Source organism: Pseudactinotalea sp. Z1739, from assembly GCF_049725055.1.
In the GTDB taxonomy this organism is placed as follows: domain Bacteria; phylum Actinomycetota; class Actinomycetes; order Actinomycetales; family Beutenbergiaceae; genus CALKWS01.
Map to the genome: position 1 here is coordinate 340730 of NZ_JBMPQA010000004.1, position 16950 is coordinate 357679.

At 69.5% G+C, this 16950-nt stretch carries 14 protein-coding genes and 1 pseudogene; 9 read left to right on the top strand and 6 right to left on the bottom strand.

The window, feature by feature from the left end; translation table 11 throughout:
* The first annotated feature begins 233 nt into the window (after window positions 1-233).
* From rpsF to rplI, 4 genes are read left to right on the top strand one after another with little or no spacing between them, the layout of a single operon-like run.
* Window positions 234-542, top strand: coding sequence for a 30S ribosomal protein S6 (gene rpsF / locus ACO0LV_RS07685; RefSeq protein ID WP_424787291.1), 309 nt, complete (start codon window positions 234-236; stop codon window positions 540-542).
* Between the two features lie 10 nt (window positions 543-552).
* Window positions 553-1065 (top strand): single-stranded DNA-binding protein, encoded by a 513-nt coding sequence (locus tag ACO0LV_RS07690; RefSeq protein ID WP_424787292.1) that lies wholly within the window; start codon window positions 553-555, stop codon window positions 1063-1065.
* Window positions 1066-1125: 60 nt separating this feature from the next.
* Entirely contained in the window at window positions 1126-1374 is a 249-nt protein-coding gene (gene rpsR / locus ACO0LV_RS07695) for a 30S ribosomal protein S18 (protein ID WP_424787293.1), read from the top strand.
* A 19-nt stretch (window positions 1375-1393) separates the two neighbouring features.
* Entirely contained in the window at window positions 1394-1849 is a 456-nt protein-coding gene (rplI, locus tag ACO0LV_RS07700) for a 50S ribosomal protein L9 (RefSeq protein WP_424787294.1), read from the top strand.
* A gap of 461 nt (window positions 1850-2310) precedes the next feature.
* On the opposite strand, the gene ACO0LV_RS07705 is transcribed toward rplI, so the two are convergent.
* The 3 genes from ACO0LV_RS07705 to ACO0LV_RS07715 form a co-directional block, all read right to left on the bottom strand.
* Window positions 2311-3336, bottom strand: a complete 1026-nt coding sequence (locus tag ACO0LV_RS07705) for a LacI family DNA-binding transcriptional regulator (RefSeq protein WP_424787295.1) — start codon at window positions 3334-3336, stop codon at window positions 2311-2313.
* Window positions 3337-3340: 4 nt separating this feature from the next.
* Entirely contained in the window at window positions 3341-5386 is a 2046-nt protein-coding gene (locus tag ACO0LV_RS07710; RefSeq protein ID WP_424787296.1) for an aldo/keto reductase, read from the bottom strand.
* A 228-nt stretch (window positions 5387-5614) separates the two neighbouring features.
* On the bottom strand, window positions 5615-6964 hold the full coding sequence (locus tag ACO0LV_RS07715; RefSeq protein WP_424787297.1) for an MATE family efflux transporter: 1350 nt from the start codon (window positions 6962-6964) through the stop codon (window positions 5615-5617).
* Window positions 6965-7391: 427 nt separating this feature from the next.
* On the opposite strand from ACO0LV_RS07715, the gene dnaB reads away from it, so the two are divergent.
* The 5 genes from dnaB to ACO0LV_RS07740 all read left to right on the top strand — a co-directional run bounded on the left by dnaB (window position 7392) and on the right by ACO0LV_RS07740 (window position 14577).
* Window positions 7392-8744, top strand: a complete 1353-nt coding sequence (gene dnaB / locus ACO0LV_RS07720) for a replicative DNA helicase (protein ID WP_424787298.1) — start codon at window positions 7392-7394, stop codon at window positions 8742-8744.
* A gap of 280 nt (window positions 8745-9024) precedes the next feature.
* Window positions 9025-10665, top strand: coding sequence for a LuxR C-terminal-related transcriptional regulator (locus ACO0LV_RS07725; protein ID WP_424787299.1), 1641 nt, complete (start codon window positions 9025-9027; stop codon window positions 10663-10665).
* Between the two features lie 207 nt (window positions 10666-10872).
* Entirely contained in the window at window positions 10873-12231 is a 1359-nt protein-coding gene (locus ACO0LV_RS07730; RefSeq protein ID WP_424787300.1) for an FAD-binding oxidoreductase, read from the top strand.
* Window positions 12232-12236: 5 nt separating this feature from the next.
* Window positions 12237-13373 (top strand): methyltransferase domain-containing protein, encoded by a 1137-nt coding sequence (locus tag ACO0LV_RS07735; protein ID WP_424787301.1) that lies wholly within the window; start codon window positions 12237-12239, stop codon window positions 13371-13373.
* Between the two features lie 10 nt (window positions 13374-13383).
* Window positions 13384-14577, top strand: a complete 1194-nt coding sequence (locus ACO0LV_RS07740) for a hypothetical protein (protein ID WP_424787302.1) — start codon at window positions 13384-13386, stop codon at window positions 14575-14577.
* 160 nt (window positions 14578-14737) lie between these two features.
* Here the strand turns inward: ACO0LV_RS07740 and ACO0LV_RS07745 are convergent, their stop codons facing one another.
* From ACO0LV_RS07745 to ACO0LV_RS07755, 3 genes and pseudogenes are all read right to left on the bottom strand, one after another.
* On the bottom strand, window positions 14738-15232 hold the full coding sequence (locus tag ACO0LV_RS07745) for an SRPBCC family protein (RefSeq protein WP_424787303.1): 495 nt from the start codon (window positions 15230-15232) through the stop codon (window positions 14738-14740).
* A 97-nt stretch (window positions 15233-15329) separates the two neighbouring features.
* The gene (locus ACO0LV_RS07750; protein ID WP_424787304.1) at window positions 15330-15692 is read right to left on the bottom strand and encodes a VOC family protein; all 363 of its coding nucleotides are present in this window, start codon (window positions 15690-15692) and stop codon (window positions 15330-15332) included.
* A gap of 173 nt (window positions 15693-15865) precedes the next feature.
* Window positions 15866-16837 (bottom strand): annotated as a pseudogene (locus ACO0LV_RS07755) (IS481 family transposase); the annotation flags it as partial.
* Between the last annotated feature and the right edge of the window lie 113 nt (window positions 16838-16950).

Here is a 16950-nt window from a genome sequence, read left to right on the forward strand (position 1 = left end):
CTGACGTCGCGGCACCTGCCCTGACCTCGGCGGATGCCGCTCGCGAACTCGAGACACCTGCCGCGTAGTCAGCGTTCAACACTTAGGTGAGGAATGCCACGCCCGCAGGGCCGCCGTCGTCGGCTATCCTCGGGGGTGGCCTCCGTGCGCCCTGCGCACGCCCGGGCCTTCGCATCACCCTCCTGTCACGGAGAGACCGTGACCGCCAAGTCCAGAGGAGGTGGGTTGAAAGCATGCGCAATTACGAAATGATGGTGATCCTCGACCCCGAGGTCGATGAACGCACCGTGGCTCCGTCGTTGGAGAAGTTCCTCAACGTCATCACCAGCGGTGGTGGCACCATCGAGAAGGTGGACATCTGGGGCCGGCGTCGCCTGGCCTTCGAGATCGACCGTCGTTCCGAGGGCATCTACGCCGTCATCGACATGATCGCCACCCCCGAGCTCGCTCAGGAGCTCGACCGCCAGCTCGGCCTGAACGAGTCCGTGCTGCGCACCAAGCTCATCCGCCCGGAGACGCGCAGCAAGCGCGCCGAGGACTAAGGAACGCCGCATGGCTGGAGAAACCGTCATCACCGTGGTCGGCAACCTGACCGCGGACCCTGAACTCCGGTTCACCCCCTCGGGTGCAGCCGTTGCCAACTTCACGGTCGCCTCGACCCCGCGGCAGTTCGACCGCCAGTCGAACGAGTGGAAGGACGGCGAGACGCTGTTCCTGCGCTGCTCGATCTGGCGCGAAGCCGCCGAGAACGTGGCCGAGTCCCTGACCAAGGGGATGCGCGTCATCGCCCAGGGCCGCCTCGTGCAGCGCTCCTTCGAGACCCGTGAGGGCGAGAAGCGCACCGTGGTGGAACTACAGGTCGACGAGGTCGGCCCGTCCATGCGGTACGCCACCGCGAAGGTCACCCGCGCCCAGCGTGGCGGCGGAGGTGGCGGTTACGGCGGCGGAGGCGGCGGTGGCTACGGCGGCGGTGGCGGAGGCCAGCAGAGTTCCGGCGGTGGCAACCAGCCCGACGATCCCTGGGCATCCGGCGGCTCCACCTTCGGTGACGAGCCCCCGTTCTGATACGAACCATTCATTCTCGCCGGGCCCGTGCCCGGCACCCGCACATCAAGGAGTACCCCCATGGCTAAGCAGCCGCCCCGCACCAAACCGGTGGTGAAGAAGAAAGCCAACCCGCTCAAGGCAGCCAAGCTCGAGAACGGGATCGACTACAAGGACACTGCGCTGCTGCGCAAGTTCATCTCCGACCGCGGCAAGATCCGGGCCCGCCGGGTCACCGGTGTCACCACCCAGGAGCAGCGCCAGATCGCTCGGGCCGTCAAGAACGCGCGCGAGATGGCCCTGCTGCCGTACTCGAGCTCGGCTCGCTGAGGCTGAGGAGAAGAAGACTATGGCGACCAAACTGATCCTCACCCATGAGGTGACCGGCCTGGGCGCACCAGGCGACGTGATCGAGGTCAAGGACGGGTACGCACGCAACTACCTGCTGCCCCGTGGACTGGCCACCGGCTGGACCAAGGGCGCCGAGCGCCAGATCGAACAGATCCGCCGGGCCCGCACCAAGCGAGAGATCGCGACCGTGGAGGACGCCCGCGCGGTGCGTGACGCACTGCAAGCCAAGACCGTGGTGGTCCCCGTTAACGCCGGCGCCGGCGGGCGCCTCTACGGCGCGGTGACCACCTCCGAGATCGCCGAGGCCATCTCGGCCGCCGGTGGTCCGAGCGTGGACAAGCGCAAGGTGGAGGTCGATCAGCCGATCAAGTCCTTGGGCGAGCACACCGTCCAGGTGCGCCTGCACGCCGATGTGTCCGCGACCGTGGAGGTCCACGTCGTTCCGGCGTCCTGACTCGCGCCAATCAAACGCGGCCAACGCGCAACCACCCGGCCCGGTGCCCCCTTGCGGGTGCCGGGCCGCGTGCTGTGCAGGCTGCGTTGGCGAACGAGCATCCTGCAGCCAGCGCCGTCCTCCTGGCCGGCCTCCTCCTCCTGGCCGCGTGCAGCAATGCCGTGGGGCAGTCCGAGGTCGAGGAGACCACGGGCACCAGCCTGGAGGGGCTGATCGGCGCCCCCATGTGGAGTGCCACGGTGACCTGGATGCCGAGATCGGTACCGAGATGACGTGCGTGGCTTCGCTGGAGGGGGAGCCTGATGAGTACGAGGTCTACCTGGTGGTCACCGAGGTGGACGACGGCACCGCCTACTTCGACATCGAGGTGGCCGAGCAGCCGATCGGCTGAGACCCCCACCGGCTGAGTTCCCCACCGGCTGAGCGCGACCCATCGGCCTGAGCCCCGGCGCCCCGCCGGCTCAGGCCGATTCGCGCACCAGGAGGCGGTGCGACACCTGCCGCGCGGTGCCTTCGGTTTCACCGGGGCCGGCCCTGCCGTCGAAGATCTCGATCGCCAGGTCCACCGCGTGCTCGGCCACCTCGTCGAGGTCCAGTGCCAGGGTGGTCAGTTCCGGAGAGACCACCGTGCCCAGGCTCAGCCCGTCGATTCCGGCGACCCGCACCTGGTCCGGCACCGCGACCCCGGCCCGGCGGAACCCCTTGAGCAACCCGCACGCGGTGAGGTCGTTGAAACCCAGCACCGCATCGGCCGCGGCGGCGCCGGACTGGATCTCGGGCACCAGTGCGGCTGCCACGCTGATCCCTCCGGTCAGGTCATCACCGCCGGAGCGGGTGGGGTCCCCACCGGCCCCGGGCTCCGGGTAGGTCAGCACCCGCACCGGCACCTGGTGCCGGGCCATCGCGGCGGTGAACTCCCGGGCCCGCGCGTTTCCGGACCCGGGCACCGCCATCACCGGGTGGCGCACCCCTGCCCCAGCCAGGTGGTCGGCCAGATCTGCCATCGCCGCGGCGGCATCGAAACGCACCACCGCATGGCCGGACCCCGCATCGCCGTCGATCACCACCAGTGGAAGCAGGTCACCCCGGTGGTCGTGCGGGATGGCACCCAGATAGCCGACGACGACGTCCGCCTGCTCACCGAGATCGGCGAGCAGTTGCTTCGGGCTGCTGGCGTGCCGGGAGTCGGCCAGCACCACGTTCCAGCCGCGCCGGGCCGCCGCCCCCACCACGGCCGAGGCCAGTTCTGGGTAATAGGGGTTGATCAGGCTGTGCACCACCAGGGCGATGGTGCGGCGCTGCCCGCTGACCAGGTCCCGGCCGAACCGCGAGGGCCGGTACCGCAACTCCCGGGCCACCTGCAGCACACGCTCCCGGGTGGCCGGGGCGATCTCGGCCATGTCGTTCATCGCCCGGGTCACCGTCTGGCGGGACACCCCGGCCGCAGCCGCCACATCGACGATCGTGACCCTGCCGCACGCGGCCATCGGCTCAGGCACCCGCGCGCGGAGCGCTTCCGCGCGACTCCCCGGCCCCCGCTCCCGGTCCCGGTGTGGGGCCGGAGCCTTCCTCCTCCTGGTCACGCAGGTCCAGCCAGGCCACGTCCTCGGCGCTCAGTTCCACCTGCAGCGCCAGCATCGAGGAGCGGAGTTCGGCCAGCGAGCGTGGGCCGATCAGGGCGAAGGTGGGGAAGGACTGGGCGAGCACGTAGGCCAGGGCGATCGCCGTCGTCGGGACGTCCCGTTCGGCGGCCATCTGCGACGCGCGGTGCAGCCGCTCGAAGTTATCCTCGGAGTAGTAGCAGCGCACCAGCTCGGCATCGGAACGATCCTGGGGATGCGCCCGGCCGGTGAAGAAGCCGCGCGCCTGCGCCGACCACGGCAACAGCGGGAACCGTTGTTCCTCGAGCCAGCGCCGGCTCTGCGGGTCGGACACGTGCTCGCATCCGGTCCAGGGCACATCGAGGGCACGGGCCAGGGAGAAGTGGTTGCTCAGGGCGGCGAAGCCCTGCATCTGGTGCTCCTGCGCCCAGGTGTTGGCCTCCTGCAGGCGCGCCAGTGACCAGTTCGAACCACCGAAGGAGCGGATCCGCCCGGCGCTGATCTGTTCGTCCAGGGCCTGGACGAACTCACCGACCGGTACCTGGGGGTTGTCCCGGTGCATCAGGTACAGGTCGGCGTGGTCGGTGCCCAGACGCTCCAGGGACTCGGTGAGCTGGCGCCCGATCGACTCCGGGTCGCAGTGCGGGGTGTGGGCGCCCTTGACGATGAGGCGGACCTGATCGCGCAGTCCCCGGTTGCGCAGCCACTGCCCGACCAGGCGTTCCTGCAGCCCGCCACCATAGATGTAGGCGGTGTCGAAGGTGGTGCCGCCGCTGGCGAAGAACGCATCGAACAGGGCCGAGGCGTGCGCAAGGTCGGGCTGGTTGTCGCAACCCAGCACCAGGCGGGAGAACTCGCCGGCACCCTCGATAGGTGCGCTCGGGATGCCCCCGGTGGTGGGGGCGCTGACCTCCCGCAGAGGCGGGATGTCGGCGGTGTCGGTCTCGAAGGGGTAGCGCAGCCCGAGTGCGGCCCGCCAGCGGTCCAGGCCCTGGGATAGTTCCAGGGAGTGGTCAAGGGGGAGTTCGGGCACCTCGCCGGCACCGGCCGCGGCGGCCCGGGCCAGCGCGTCGGCCTCCAGGGCGTAGGTGTGTGCCTCACCGGCGGTCACCACCTCCGGTTCGCTCCCGAGCAGGGCGATGGTGGCCGCGGCGTCACCGGGTTGCAGCAACCAGGGGTCGGTGATGGTCACGGTGCCGGCGGTGCCGTGCACCGCGATGGTGGAGGGGGTGTGCATCCGGATGCCGGTGCGGATGGTGGCGGTGAGGCCGCCGGTGAAGCCGAGCGTGGCCAGTGCCCACTCATCGACGCCCCCGCTCACCTGCCCGCCGGCGTCCAAACGTTCGGGGGCACCGCCGACCCCGCTCGCGCGGGCGACCGCCTGGGCGAAGGAGAAGGGGTACCCGCCCACGTCCAGGATGCCGCCACCGGCGACGGCCGGATCGAACAGCCGCCCGGTACCGCCGGCCCGGAAGGAGAAGGCTGCGTCCACGTGGTGGACCTCCCCCAGCGTGCCGTGGCGCACCAGGTCCAGCACGTGGGTGATCAGCGGGTGGAAGCGGTACATGTACGCCTCCAGCAGCACCTTCCCGCTACTGCGTGCCGCATCAACCACCGCCATCGCGGTGCCGTGGTTGGGTGCCAGCGGCTTCTCGCACAGCACGTGCTTGCCCGCCGCCAACGCCATCAGGGTCAGTTCCGCGTGTGTGGTGTGCACGGTGGAGACGTAGACGGCGTCCACCTCCGGGTCGGTGAGGACCTGCTCGTAGGTTCCAGCGCTGCTTGCCCCGAACTCCTCGGCGAAGGTCTGCGCCCGGCCGGCGTCGGTACTGCCGACGGCGGTCAGCCGCCCGTGCCGGCTGTGCGGGAGTTGGGAGGCGAACCGCCTCGCGATCCGGCCCGGTCCCAGGACCGCCCAACGGACTGTGGTGGGCATCTGTGCTCCGTTTCCTACTGCGTCGTGCATTTCCGTGAACGTTCACGGACCAGCGTAGACCCACCCGTCGCCACTCCGGAAGAGGCCAGGGTTCCCCTCGCAACGGCGCGCGGGCCGAGCGGCGCCTGCAGGCGCTCGCAGCACTCACGGTCGGTGCTGGGCCAGCACTCGACGACTACGGGGGCGGGCCGGTGCCGGGCCTACCCGCGTGCCGCCGTCGTCGGGTTGTTACGTCGCGCCCAGCACCATCCAGGCGGTGCCGCGAGCGCGGATCCCGGTGGTGATCGCCCGGGCCAGCATGAACGCGCCGGCGAAGGCGCTCCACAGCCAGATCAGGCCGGGCACGCCGGGGGGTGCGAAGTACCACACCAGCCCGAGCAACGGCAGGTAGGCCACCAGCGTGATCACACCGGCCCAGGCCAGGAAGCGTCCGTCGCCGGCGCCGATGAGCACGCCGTCGAGCACGAACACCCATCCGGCGATCGGCATCAGCACCCCGATCACCACCAGTCCCCAGGCGCCGGCCTGCTGCACCTGGGGGTCGGCGTTGAAGAGGGGCGTGATCAACCAGCCGGTCCCCGCGAAGACCAGACCGAGCACCGCCCCGGCGGCAGTGCCCCACTGCAGCGACCTGCGCATGATGCGCCGGACCGAATCCACGTCGCGCCGGCCCAGGCCGTGCCCGATCAGCGCCTGCGCGGCGATCGCGAGGGCGTCCAGGCCGAACGCGGCCAGGCCCCACATGGCGTTGACGATCTGGTGGGCGGCCATCGTGACCGCCCCGAGGTGAGTGGCCGCGGCGACGGTCAGCAGCACCGCGATGCGCAGCGTCAGGGTACGGACCAGCAGCGGCATCCCCGCGCGGGCGTTGGCCCGTATCCCGCCGAAAGCGGGTTTGACCGAGACCCCGTGCGCGCGGGCTCCGCGCACCACCACCACGGCCAGCACCACGCCCATCCCGATCTGGGTCAGGGCGGTGGCCAGGCCCGATCCCGCGATGCCAAGCCCCGCCCCGTGCACCAGGCCGATGGAGCCGATGGTGTTCACGATGGCCCCGGCGACGGCGACGACGAAGGGGGTGCGGGTGTCCTGCAACCCTCGCAGGGCGCCGGTGGCGGCCAGCACCACGAGCATGCCGGGGACGCCGGGCAGGGAGTAGCGCAGGTAGTCGATGGCGTGCGGGGCCACCGGGGCCGGGGCACCCATCAGGGTCACCACCCAGGGTGCGGTGACGAACCCGATGGTCATGGTGATCAGGCCGAGTGCGAGCGCCAGCCACATCCCGTCCATCCCCATGGCCAGTGCCTTGGGGGTGTTCCCGGCGCCCAGTTGGCGGGCCACCGCACCCGTGGTGGCGTAGGCGAGGAAGACGAAGATCGCCACCGCGGTGACCAGCAGCGTCGAGGCCAGGGTGAGGCCGGCGAGTTCGTTCACGCCCAGGCGGCCGACCACGGCGGAGTCGATCAGGACGAAGAGTGGCTCGGCGACCAGTGCGCCCAGCGCCGGCCAAGCCAGGGACAGGATGCGACGATCCAGTGCCCGGCCCCGGTCGGCGTGTTGGGCGGGCGTGTCGTCCACGGATCCTCCGACTTCTTTCCATACACAGCATCCACAGGAACTTTTCGTTGTGACGGCACGCTTCTGAGGTGTTATCCACACCTGTGTCCCCGCCCTGTGCACAACGAGGGGCCGCACTGTCCACACGGTGTCCACAGCCTAGATGGTCTTCGTGCACAGGGCGGGAACACCGGGGTTTGGCGTTCGGCCGGTGGGGCCCTAGCCTCGCGCTGGGTGGGTATCCAGGCGTCGCAGGGAAGACGGCGCCGGGGTCGTCGCCCGGGAAGACCGGGAGTGCACCCGGAAAGGCCGACGACGCCAGGCCGGGTCACATGGGCACCGCACCGGTGCGGCCCGACCCGTGTCAGTGGTCGGCTGTAGAACATGAGTACGGAATTTCAGCGAGGACGGCGAGGGGCACAGTGAGACGGAACCAGGGGGTGGGCCGATGAGCCTGGCAGAGTTGGCTCCCCCAGGGGAGTCCTTCGACAAGACCCCACCGCAGGACGTGGCGGCCGAACAGAGCGTGCTGGGCGGCATGCTGATGTCCAAGGACGCCATCGCGGACGTGCTGGAGGTGGTGCGGGGCACCGACTTCTACCGCCCGGCGCACGAGGCGATCTACGAGGCGATCCTGGACCTGTACGGCCGGGGCGAGCCGGCGGATGCGGTGACGGTCTCGGCGGAGTTGACCAAACGCGGTGAACTCGGCCGGATCGGCGGGGCGCCCTATCTGCACACGTTGCTGTCGTCGGTGCCCACGGCAGCGAATGCCGGGTACTACGCCCGGATCGTGCGGGAGCGCGCGGTGCTGCGCCGACTGGTGGACGCGGGCACCCGGATCGTGCAGTTGGGCTATGCCACCGATGGCGGGGACGTCGACGATCTGGTGAACACCGCCCAGGCCGAGGTCTACGCGGTCACCGAGCGTCGCACCAGCGAGGACTACGTCCCGCTGAAGGACATCATCAACGCCACCATGGAGGAGATCGACGCCGCCTCCCACCACGGGGACGGCATGGTGGGGGTGCCCACCGGCTTCGTCGACTTCGACGCCCTGACCAACGGCCTGCACGCCGGGCAGATGGTCGTGGTGGCGGCCAGGCCGGCTGTGGGAAAATCAACCCTGGGACTGGACTTCGCGCGCGCGGCCTCGATCAAGCACGGGATGACGTCGGTGATCTTCTCCCTGGAGATGAGCCGCAACGAGATCTCCATGCGGATGCTCTCGGCGGAGTCGCAGGTGCCGCTGAACAACATGCGCAAGGGCACGATGCGCGACGAAGACTGGACTCGACTGGCCCGCACGATGAGCCGGGTCTCCGATGCCCCGCTGTTCATCGACGACTCTCCGAACATGTCACTGATGGAGATCCGCGCGAAGTGTCGCCGGCTCAAGCAGCGACACGACCTCAAGCTCGTGGTGATCGACTACCTGCAGTTGATGAGTTCGGGTAAGCGGGTGGAGTCGCGCCAGCAGGAGGTCTCGGAGTTCTCGCGAGCGCTGAAGTTGCTGGCCAAGGAACTGGAGGTGCCGGTGATCGCGATCTCCCAGCTCAACCGTGGCTCGGAGCAGCGCACCGACAAGCGTCCCCAGATGAGCGACCTTCGCGAATCGGGCAGTATCGAACAGGACGCCGACGTCGTGATTCTGCTGCACCGCGATGACATGTACGAGAAGGAGTCCCCTCGCGCCGGTGAGGCGGACATGATTGTGGCCAAGCACCGTAACGGCCCCACCGACACCATCGTGGTGGCCTTCCAGGGCCACTACACGCGCTTCGTCGACATGGCGCAGTGACCGTGCCGTCGCGATTGTCGAGAGATGCCGCGACGCCGGCACATCTACCCCGACCCGCACAGGGAGATGCCGCAGTTCTGGTCTCGAAGCCCTTGGGGCCCTCCTCGATCTGAGGCATGTGGTGGTAGGCGGCGACGAGTGCGTAGGGCCGGCGTAGGGCGTCTGAGTGCAGTTGGACCACACCGATCACCGACGAGGTCTGCTTGACCACCCTGCAGGATCCACTGAGGTCCGCCGGCGGCACGTACTACCATCGAGGGTGAGAGGCTCGGTGGAGGACTTGAGCGCAACTCTGGTGACGGCAGCGCGGACGGCGTACCAGCGCCGTGACTGGCATGCTGCCTTTGAAGGCTTCACCAAGGCAGAGGCTCAGGAGGACCTGGCCGCCGAAGACACGTTCCTACTCGCGGACGCAGCCTGGTGGCTCGGTGAGGTCGAGGAATCCTTGGCGGCCGCAGAACGCGCCTATCGCCGCTACCTCGAGGGCGACCTACCCGCGCGGGCTGCGATGGCCGCGATTCACATCGCGGTCGACCTGTTGCTCCGCGGCGACACGGTGCTGGGCTCCGGATGGCTGAGTCGCGCCCAGCGGCTGCTCGACGATCACCCCGACTGCGCCGAGCGTGGCTACCTGATGTACATCCTCGAGGTGGAGGCAGGTCTGGGCGGGCCGGTCGGCGATGACGTGGTGGCGAGCGCGGCCGGCGTAGCGGATCTCGGCCGGCGACACAACGACGCCAACCTGGTGGCCCTGAGCATCGTTGGGCACGGACGAGCGCTGGTCAAGCAGGGCCGCACCACCGAGGGGCTCTCGCTTCTGGACGAGGCAATGGTCGCGGTGCTCACCGAGGATCTTCATCCGACGTGGGCGGGAAACATCTATTGCCACCTGATGGCTGCCTGCCACGAACTGGGAGACGTGCGCCGGCTGGTTTCCTGGACCGGCGCCACCACGCAGTGGCTCGACAGCCTGCCCGCGGCCGTGCTGTTCACCGGGATCTGCCGGGTGCACCGCTCCCAAGTCCTGCAGGCCAGTGGCGGATGGTCTGAGGCCGAAACGGAGGCCGCCAAGGTGTGCGCGGATCTGGAGCACCTGCACGTCGCGAGCGCCGCCGAAGCGCACTACCAGGTCGCCGAACTGCGGCGGCTGCGCGGGGAGTACGACGACGCAGACGTTGCCTATGAGCAGGCCCGCGCCCGGGGTCGCGATCCCCAGCCCGGCCTGGCTCTGCTCCAATGCGCGCGCGGCCAGCACGATGCAGCCCTGGCCGGCCTCACCATCGCCGTCGGGTCCGCCGTGGACGCGCTGCGGCGTCTGCCGCTGCGGGTCGCCCAGGGCGAGGTCGCGCTGGCCGCCGGTGAGGTGCAGGTCGCGGAGCAGGCAGCCACGGATGTGGCCGGCATCGCGGCTCGTTACGCCACCTCGGGGTTCACTGCCACCGCACACGCCACCCGTGGCGCGGTGTACCTGGCCCAGGACCGCCTGGAGGAGGCGGTGAGCGAGTTGCGCGAAGCGCACCGGCTGTGGAGCGAACTCGGTGTGCCGTATGAGTTGGCCCGGGTGCAGGCCCTGCTCGGGCGTGCCTGTCAGGCCCTGGGAGACCTCGACGGCGCCCGCCGGGAACGTGCGGCGGCGCAGCGGGTGTTCGCCGAACTCGGCGCAGTCGGTGACCTCGAGCAGGTGACGGCCCTCGATGGGACGAGCCGAGGCGCCGGCAAACTCACGCCGCGCGAGGTGGAGGTACTGGCCGTGGTCGCCCTGGGGGGCACCAACCGGGAGGTCGCGGCGGAGCTGTTCATCAGCAGGAAGACCGTGGCCCGGCACCTGTCCAGCATCTTCGCCAAACTTGGCTGCTCCTCCCGCACAGCGGCCACCGCCTACGCCTTCGAGCAGGGCCTCGTGCCGCGCTCACCGCGCTGAACGCCCGACCGCGTCCTGACCGCCAGACCGTGTCCTGACGGCACTGACTGCGCGCCTACCCGGCGCCGTCCGGCGCTGACCGGGTGACCTCGCCGGTGCTGTGGGTCAGATGACCCATGACAGGTGCGAGGTTGGGCAATCGGCCCGATGCGCGTCGTCGATGTCGACTCCTAGCGTGAGGCAATCGGTCACGAGAAGGGACTCCTCATGTTGGATCTGCGGCAACGACTCCGGGGCGAGGTCATCGACGCCGATGACGCTCGCTATGACATCACCCGCGCCCTCTACAACGGCATGATTGACAAGAAACCCCGCATGATCATCCGCTGCACCAGTGCCGCGGACGTGATCAACGCCGTTGCCTACGGGCGCGAGACCGGGTTGCCGATCGCCATCCGCGGCGGCGGGCACAACGGTGCCGGCTTCGCCAGTTGCGACGACGGCCTGATGATCGACCTCTCGCCGATGAAAGGGGTGCGGGTCGACCCGGCGACCCGCACCGTGACGGCCGAACCCGGGTGCACGCAGGGCGACGTCGACCAGGCCACCCATCCGTTCGGGCTGGCCGTGCCCGCCGGCATCGTCTCCTCGACCGGGGTCGGCGGTCTGACCCTCGGCGGTGGGCACGGGTACCTCACCCGCCAGCACGGGCTCACCATCGACAACCTGCTCGAGGTCGACGTCGTCCTCGCCGACGGCCGATTGGTGACCGCCAACCCCGGGGAGCACCCGGATCTGTTCTGGGCGGTTCGCGGTGGTGGCGGGAACTTCGGGGTGGTGACCAGGTTCCTCTTCCGCGCACACCCGGTGGACACCGTGTTCGCAGGGCCGATCTTCTTCGACATCGCCCACGCCCGGGAGGTGATGGCCTGGTACCGCGACTTCCTGCCCAGGGCCGCACCCCGGTTCTCCCCCTTCCTGGGACTCAAGCGGGTGCCGTCGGTGCCGCCGTTCCCGACGGAGATCCGGGGAAGGCAGTCATGCGTCCTGGTGTGCTGCTACGACGGGCCGGAGGACGAGGCTCGTGAGGCGATGCGCCCGATCCGTGACGAACTGCCCACGCCGTTGCTGGACGGCTGCACCCAGATGCCCTACCCGGCGCTGCAGTCCATGTTCGACCCGCTGCTCCCGCCCGGACTTCAGTGGTACTGGAAGGGCGATGTGGTCAAGGAATTGCCCGACGCCGCGATCGATGCCCACTTGGAGCACTCCGCCCGGGCACCGGGTGAGAAGTCCCTGATGCACCTGTACCCCATCGACGGGGCGGTGCACGACGTCGATCCCGCCGACACCGCGTGGCGATTCCGGGATGCCACCTGGTCCATGGTCATCGCTGCCATCGACCCGGATCCCCGGCTCGCGGAGCCACTGACCCGCTGGGCCCGCGCGTACTGGGAGGCGATCCACCCGTTCACCGTCGGCGGGGCGTACGTGAACTTCATGATGGATGAGGGTCCGGATCGGGTGCGCGCCACCTACGGCGACAACTACGGCCGGCTCCTGCAGGTCAAGTCCGCCTACGACCCGAGCAACCTGTTCCATGTCAACCAGAACATCCAGGGGTGAGGGTCATGCCGAGCAGAATCGACTCGATCGAAGCCGCTCCAGGAGGCCCGGCCTCCGCGCGTGCCGCACCGTCGGGAGTTGCAACGGCGTCGACCCCGGACTCCGACCGGCTGCAAGCGTTCATCGAACGCTACGGCGCCGACCAGGCCGCCACGATGCACGCCGCCACCGTGGTGCTGGGCGACCGGCTCGGGCTCTATGCCGCACTCGCTGCCCATGGTCCCTGCCCACCCGAAGACCTTGCGGAGGTGACCGGCTGCCACCCGCGGCTGCTGCGGGAGTGGCTCAACGCCCAGGTGGCCAGCGGGTACACCGAGCATGACCCCGCCGGCGGTACCTACTGGCTGACCCCTGAACAGGCGGCGTGCCTGGCGGATCCGGCCAGCCCGACCTACCTGATCGGTGGAATGCTCGCGGCCAGTTCCAACCACAAGGACGTCGACGCCCTCGCCCGCGCCTTCACCTCCGGCGGCGGCCTCGGGTGGGGCGGGCACCACCCCGACCTGTACGTGGGCACACAGCGTCTCTTCGGGCCGGTCTATCGCGCCAACCTGGTGCCCCATTGGATCCCCGCCCTGGAGGGCATGCAGGCCCGGCTCGAGTCCGGGGCGCGAGTGGTCGACGTCGGATGCGGTCATGGCGAGGCCCTGATCCGGCTGGCCGAGGCCTACCCGGCCTCTCGGTTCGCCGGATTCGACAATCACGTCGCCTCGATCGAGGCCGCACGCACCGCGGCAGCCGAGGCCGGGGTCAGCGACCGCGTCACCTTCGAGGTGGCCACCGCGGAGGACTTCCCCGGCCGCGACTACGACCTGGTCTGCGTCTTCAATGCCTTGCACGAGTGGGGCGATCCAGTCGGCGCGGCGCGGCACATCCGTCGCGCCCTCGCACCGTCTGGGACGTGGATGTTCACCGAACCGCGAGCCGACGACGACCCGGCCGAGAGCGTGCGGGCGCGCACCTTCTACTCCGTCTCCACCATGGTGTGCACTCCGAGCGCGCTCGCCCAGGGCGCCGAGGCGGCCCTGGGCGCCCAAGCGGGGCAGGCGAAACTTGAGCAGGTGGCCGGTCAAGCCGGGTTCACCCGGTTCCGGCGGGCGGCCCAGACCCCGATGTTCATGGTCCTGGAAGCCCGGCCCTGAGGTGGTGGCCGTGACCCGGGACGTGGACACCGCCCCTCGCACTGCTGAGCGGGATGTGGCGCGATTGGTTCCGCTCGTGGCCGCCGCGATGACCTCGCAGTCACTGTTAGTGGTGCTGACTCCCTCGCTCGTGGCTGTCGCGACCGACCTCGGTGTCGAGGTCGCGGCGGCCGGACAGGCCAGGTCCCTCACCGGCGCAGTCGCTCTTGCAGGAGCCCTAGCCCTGCTGGTCTCGGTCTCGTCCTTCGGGGTGCGACGTCTAGCCGTGGCCGGTGCGTTTCTCGTTCTTGCCGCCAGCGCGTCGGTGGCCACGGCGACCGGCCCGATCCACTACCTGGTCGCCCATGTGCCGGTGGGACTGGCGATCGCCACCCTGCTTACCGCGGGATTCGCCGGACTCGGCGGCTTCACCGGAGGCAGTCGGGCGTGGGCCGCCGGTTGGGTGACCGCAGCCCACGGGTTTGCCTGGGTGATCGGGGGCCCGATCAGCGGTGCCTTGACCGAGCACATCTCCTGGCGGGCCACCCACGTGTTTCCCGCGATCCTGGCCCTCGGTGTCCTCACGCTCGCCGGGCGCTTCGCCGGCCCGGCGGGCACCGTGAGTCGCGGTGGGTTGGCCAACATGCCACGGCCCGCCTACCGCTGGGTCGTGGCGGAGACCTTGGCGTACATGGGATGGGCGGGTGTCCTGACGTACGTGGGGGCGCTGTTCGTGGTGGGACTGGGGACCACCGAAGGGCTGACCGGATGGGTGCTGTCCGCCGGGGCAGTGAGCTTCGTCATCGCCTCGGTCCTGGGTGGCCGACTCGCCGCGGCCGGAGACCTGCGGGTCACGGTGTACGTCCTGTCCGGACTGCTGGCCGTTGCCGTCGCCGGGGTTCTCGGCACCGCTCTCCTCGATGGCGACGCGCGCCCGCGGTGGCTGGTCGGTGCGGTGGCCTACGCGATGGCCAACGCCATCGCGGGCGCCCGGATCGCCACGACGAACGTGCTGGGTATGGCTCAGCACCCGGAGCGGCCGGAACTGATGATGACAGCGCTCGCCGGTGCCATCCAGGCGGGCTACCTGCTGGGAGCTGTGCTGTCCGGCCTCGCCCTTGCCGTCGGAGACTGGGCCGTGTCGGGCCTGGTGCTCGCACTGGTGATCGCGGCCTCGGCGGTGCTGACCGCTCTGAGGCCGAGCCCTCATCGGAACGAACCATAGTCGCGTGAGGGCTCGCCGCCGGCGCCATGATCCAGGCAGTGGCGGGCACGGTGCAGTGACCCATCGACTCGGCTTGCGCTGGGGCTAGGCAACGGCCTGCCACTTCACCGGTAGGACCACCAGCGCACCCCGGTCACACCAGACGTGCGCGCTTGTGTGGTCAGCGAGGCGCAGCGGGTGGATCGGTGGTGTGTCGTTCCGCCTCGGCGATGTCCTTGATCGCCGCGAGGGTGCGCGGGATGCCTTGGTGTGCGGCGCGGGTGCGTTCCTCGATCTGGGACGGCGCCTCCGCGCCATACCGCCTTGCGAACATCTCCAGCCCGGCTGGCAGGAATTCCCAGTGCTCGGTGACCTCGGTCCCGCCGTCGACGGGTCGCAGCGCGTAGCCCCACCGAACGTAGCCGTCGCCTACCTCCCAGGCGAACGCCCGGCCTGGCTCCGCCGCGACCACCGTTGACCGTGTCTGCCAGGAGCGCTGCGGTGTCTCATTGAAACCGGTGAACTGCGCGCCGACGCCGGTGTTGTCGGGGTCTTCCCACTCACAGCGACGGCAGATCGGGCTCCATTCACCCGTGCGGGTGACGTCGCTGACCAGGGCATAGATGGACTCCGGTGAAGCGGCGACGGTGATCGACTCGGCGTAGCTTCGCTGCATAGCCTCCATCATCTCGTATGCGCATCGCCGCTGGGGGACGGGTGAGGCCCTACGCACTCAGGGCTCGGGTTGACTCCCCTGGCCGAGCGGGTCTGAGTCAGCTCTCGCCCGGTTGGTTCAGGAACCAGCGATGACCGAACGGGTCGATGAAGACCGCTACCCGCCCGGCGGGCGGACTGTCCTCGGGGCCGCGCGTCATCGATGTCCCGGTCGCGACGACGCGGGCGGCGGCCGCGTCGACGTCGGTGACCGTGAGATGCAGCGACACCGCCGACCCGCGGGTCGGGTCGGGGGCGGCTACCCCAGCGGAGTCGAACAGGTTCTCTCCTGAGGAGAGGATCAGTACATGTCCCCGAAACGACGGAAGGTCAGCCCGCAGTTCAAGGCCGAGGCTGTGCAGATAGTGCTGCCCTGACGTCGTTACTGGCCGAGCAGGTCCAGTTGACGCGCGCCGGTCCATGGGCAGGACCGGAGTGTGCTGGGACAATACCGGTTCGCCACCCGGGCTCGGGCCCGGTTTGCCATCGCGGGATACATAGAGGTCGACCAACTTCCGCAAAGTTTCGAACCCGTCGTCTGCAATCTGTCGGCTGCGCCATCTGCATAATGTCGACTAGATGTACCCAGCCAGGACGTTGGTGACACTCGGCTGATCGGGGGTAGGCCGCCGAGTGCGCTGTGGCGGCGTTCAGTGTTGTAGGTGTGCAGCCAGGGCGCAAGGGCGTTGCGGCGGGCCTGGTTGCTGGTGAAGAGGTGGCGGTAGGCCCACTCGGTCTGCAGGGTGCGGTTGAACCGCTCCACCTTGCCGTTTTGCCAGGGGCAGTGGGGTCGGATGAACTTCTGCACCGCCCCGAGGTCAGCGACCGCGTCGATGAAGGCACGGCCGTGGCGGTAGGCGAAGGCGTTGTCAGTCATCACCCGCTCGATCCCCACGATGCCCATGGCGGCGAAGTAGTCTGCCGCCCGGGCCAGGAAAGCGGCGCAGGTGGTGGCTTTCTCATCGTCGTGGATCTCGGAGTAGGCCAGGCGGGTGTGGTCATCGACCATGGAGTGGACATAGTCATAGCCGATGCGCCGGGTCTTGTCCTTGGTCTTGTTCGCAGCGGCTCGCCCGTGGGCGCGCCAGCCGCCACCGTGGGGGATCTTGCCCAGTTTCTTCACATCCACGTGGACCAGCTCCCCGGGCCGGTCGCGCTCATATCGGGTCGCGGTGGCCTTGGAGGCGCGGATCTGCTCACCGGTCATCGGGTCCAACTCCCGCAGGTAGGGCACCTGCGCCCGGCGCAGCACCCTGGCCACGGTACGGGCCGGCACGCCCAGTTCGGCGCCGATCCAGTCTGGCCCGCGACGGTACTTGCCTCGACAGGCCAGGATCTGCTCGGCCACCCGGGCCGGGATTGCTCGTGGGCTGTGATGGGGGCGGCTGGAGCGCTCGGCCAGACCATCTGGGCCGTAGGCGTCGTAGCGCTTGAGCCAGCGGTGGGCACACTGACGAGAGATCCCCATCGCCTTGGCAGCATGGGCCACCGCCCACCCTTCCTCGCGCACTCGCTGGACCACCAACCGGCGGCCGTGGACGGTCAGGCGGGCATTACGGTGGGACATGAGGACCTCCGGGAAGTAGATGTGGACTGTCGACAAGCCACACCTCACCCGGAGGTCCTCCTCACGTCAACGAACCAAGCCGGCGAGTGTCACCAACGTCCTGGCTGGGTACA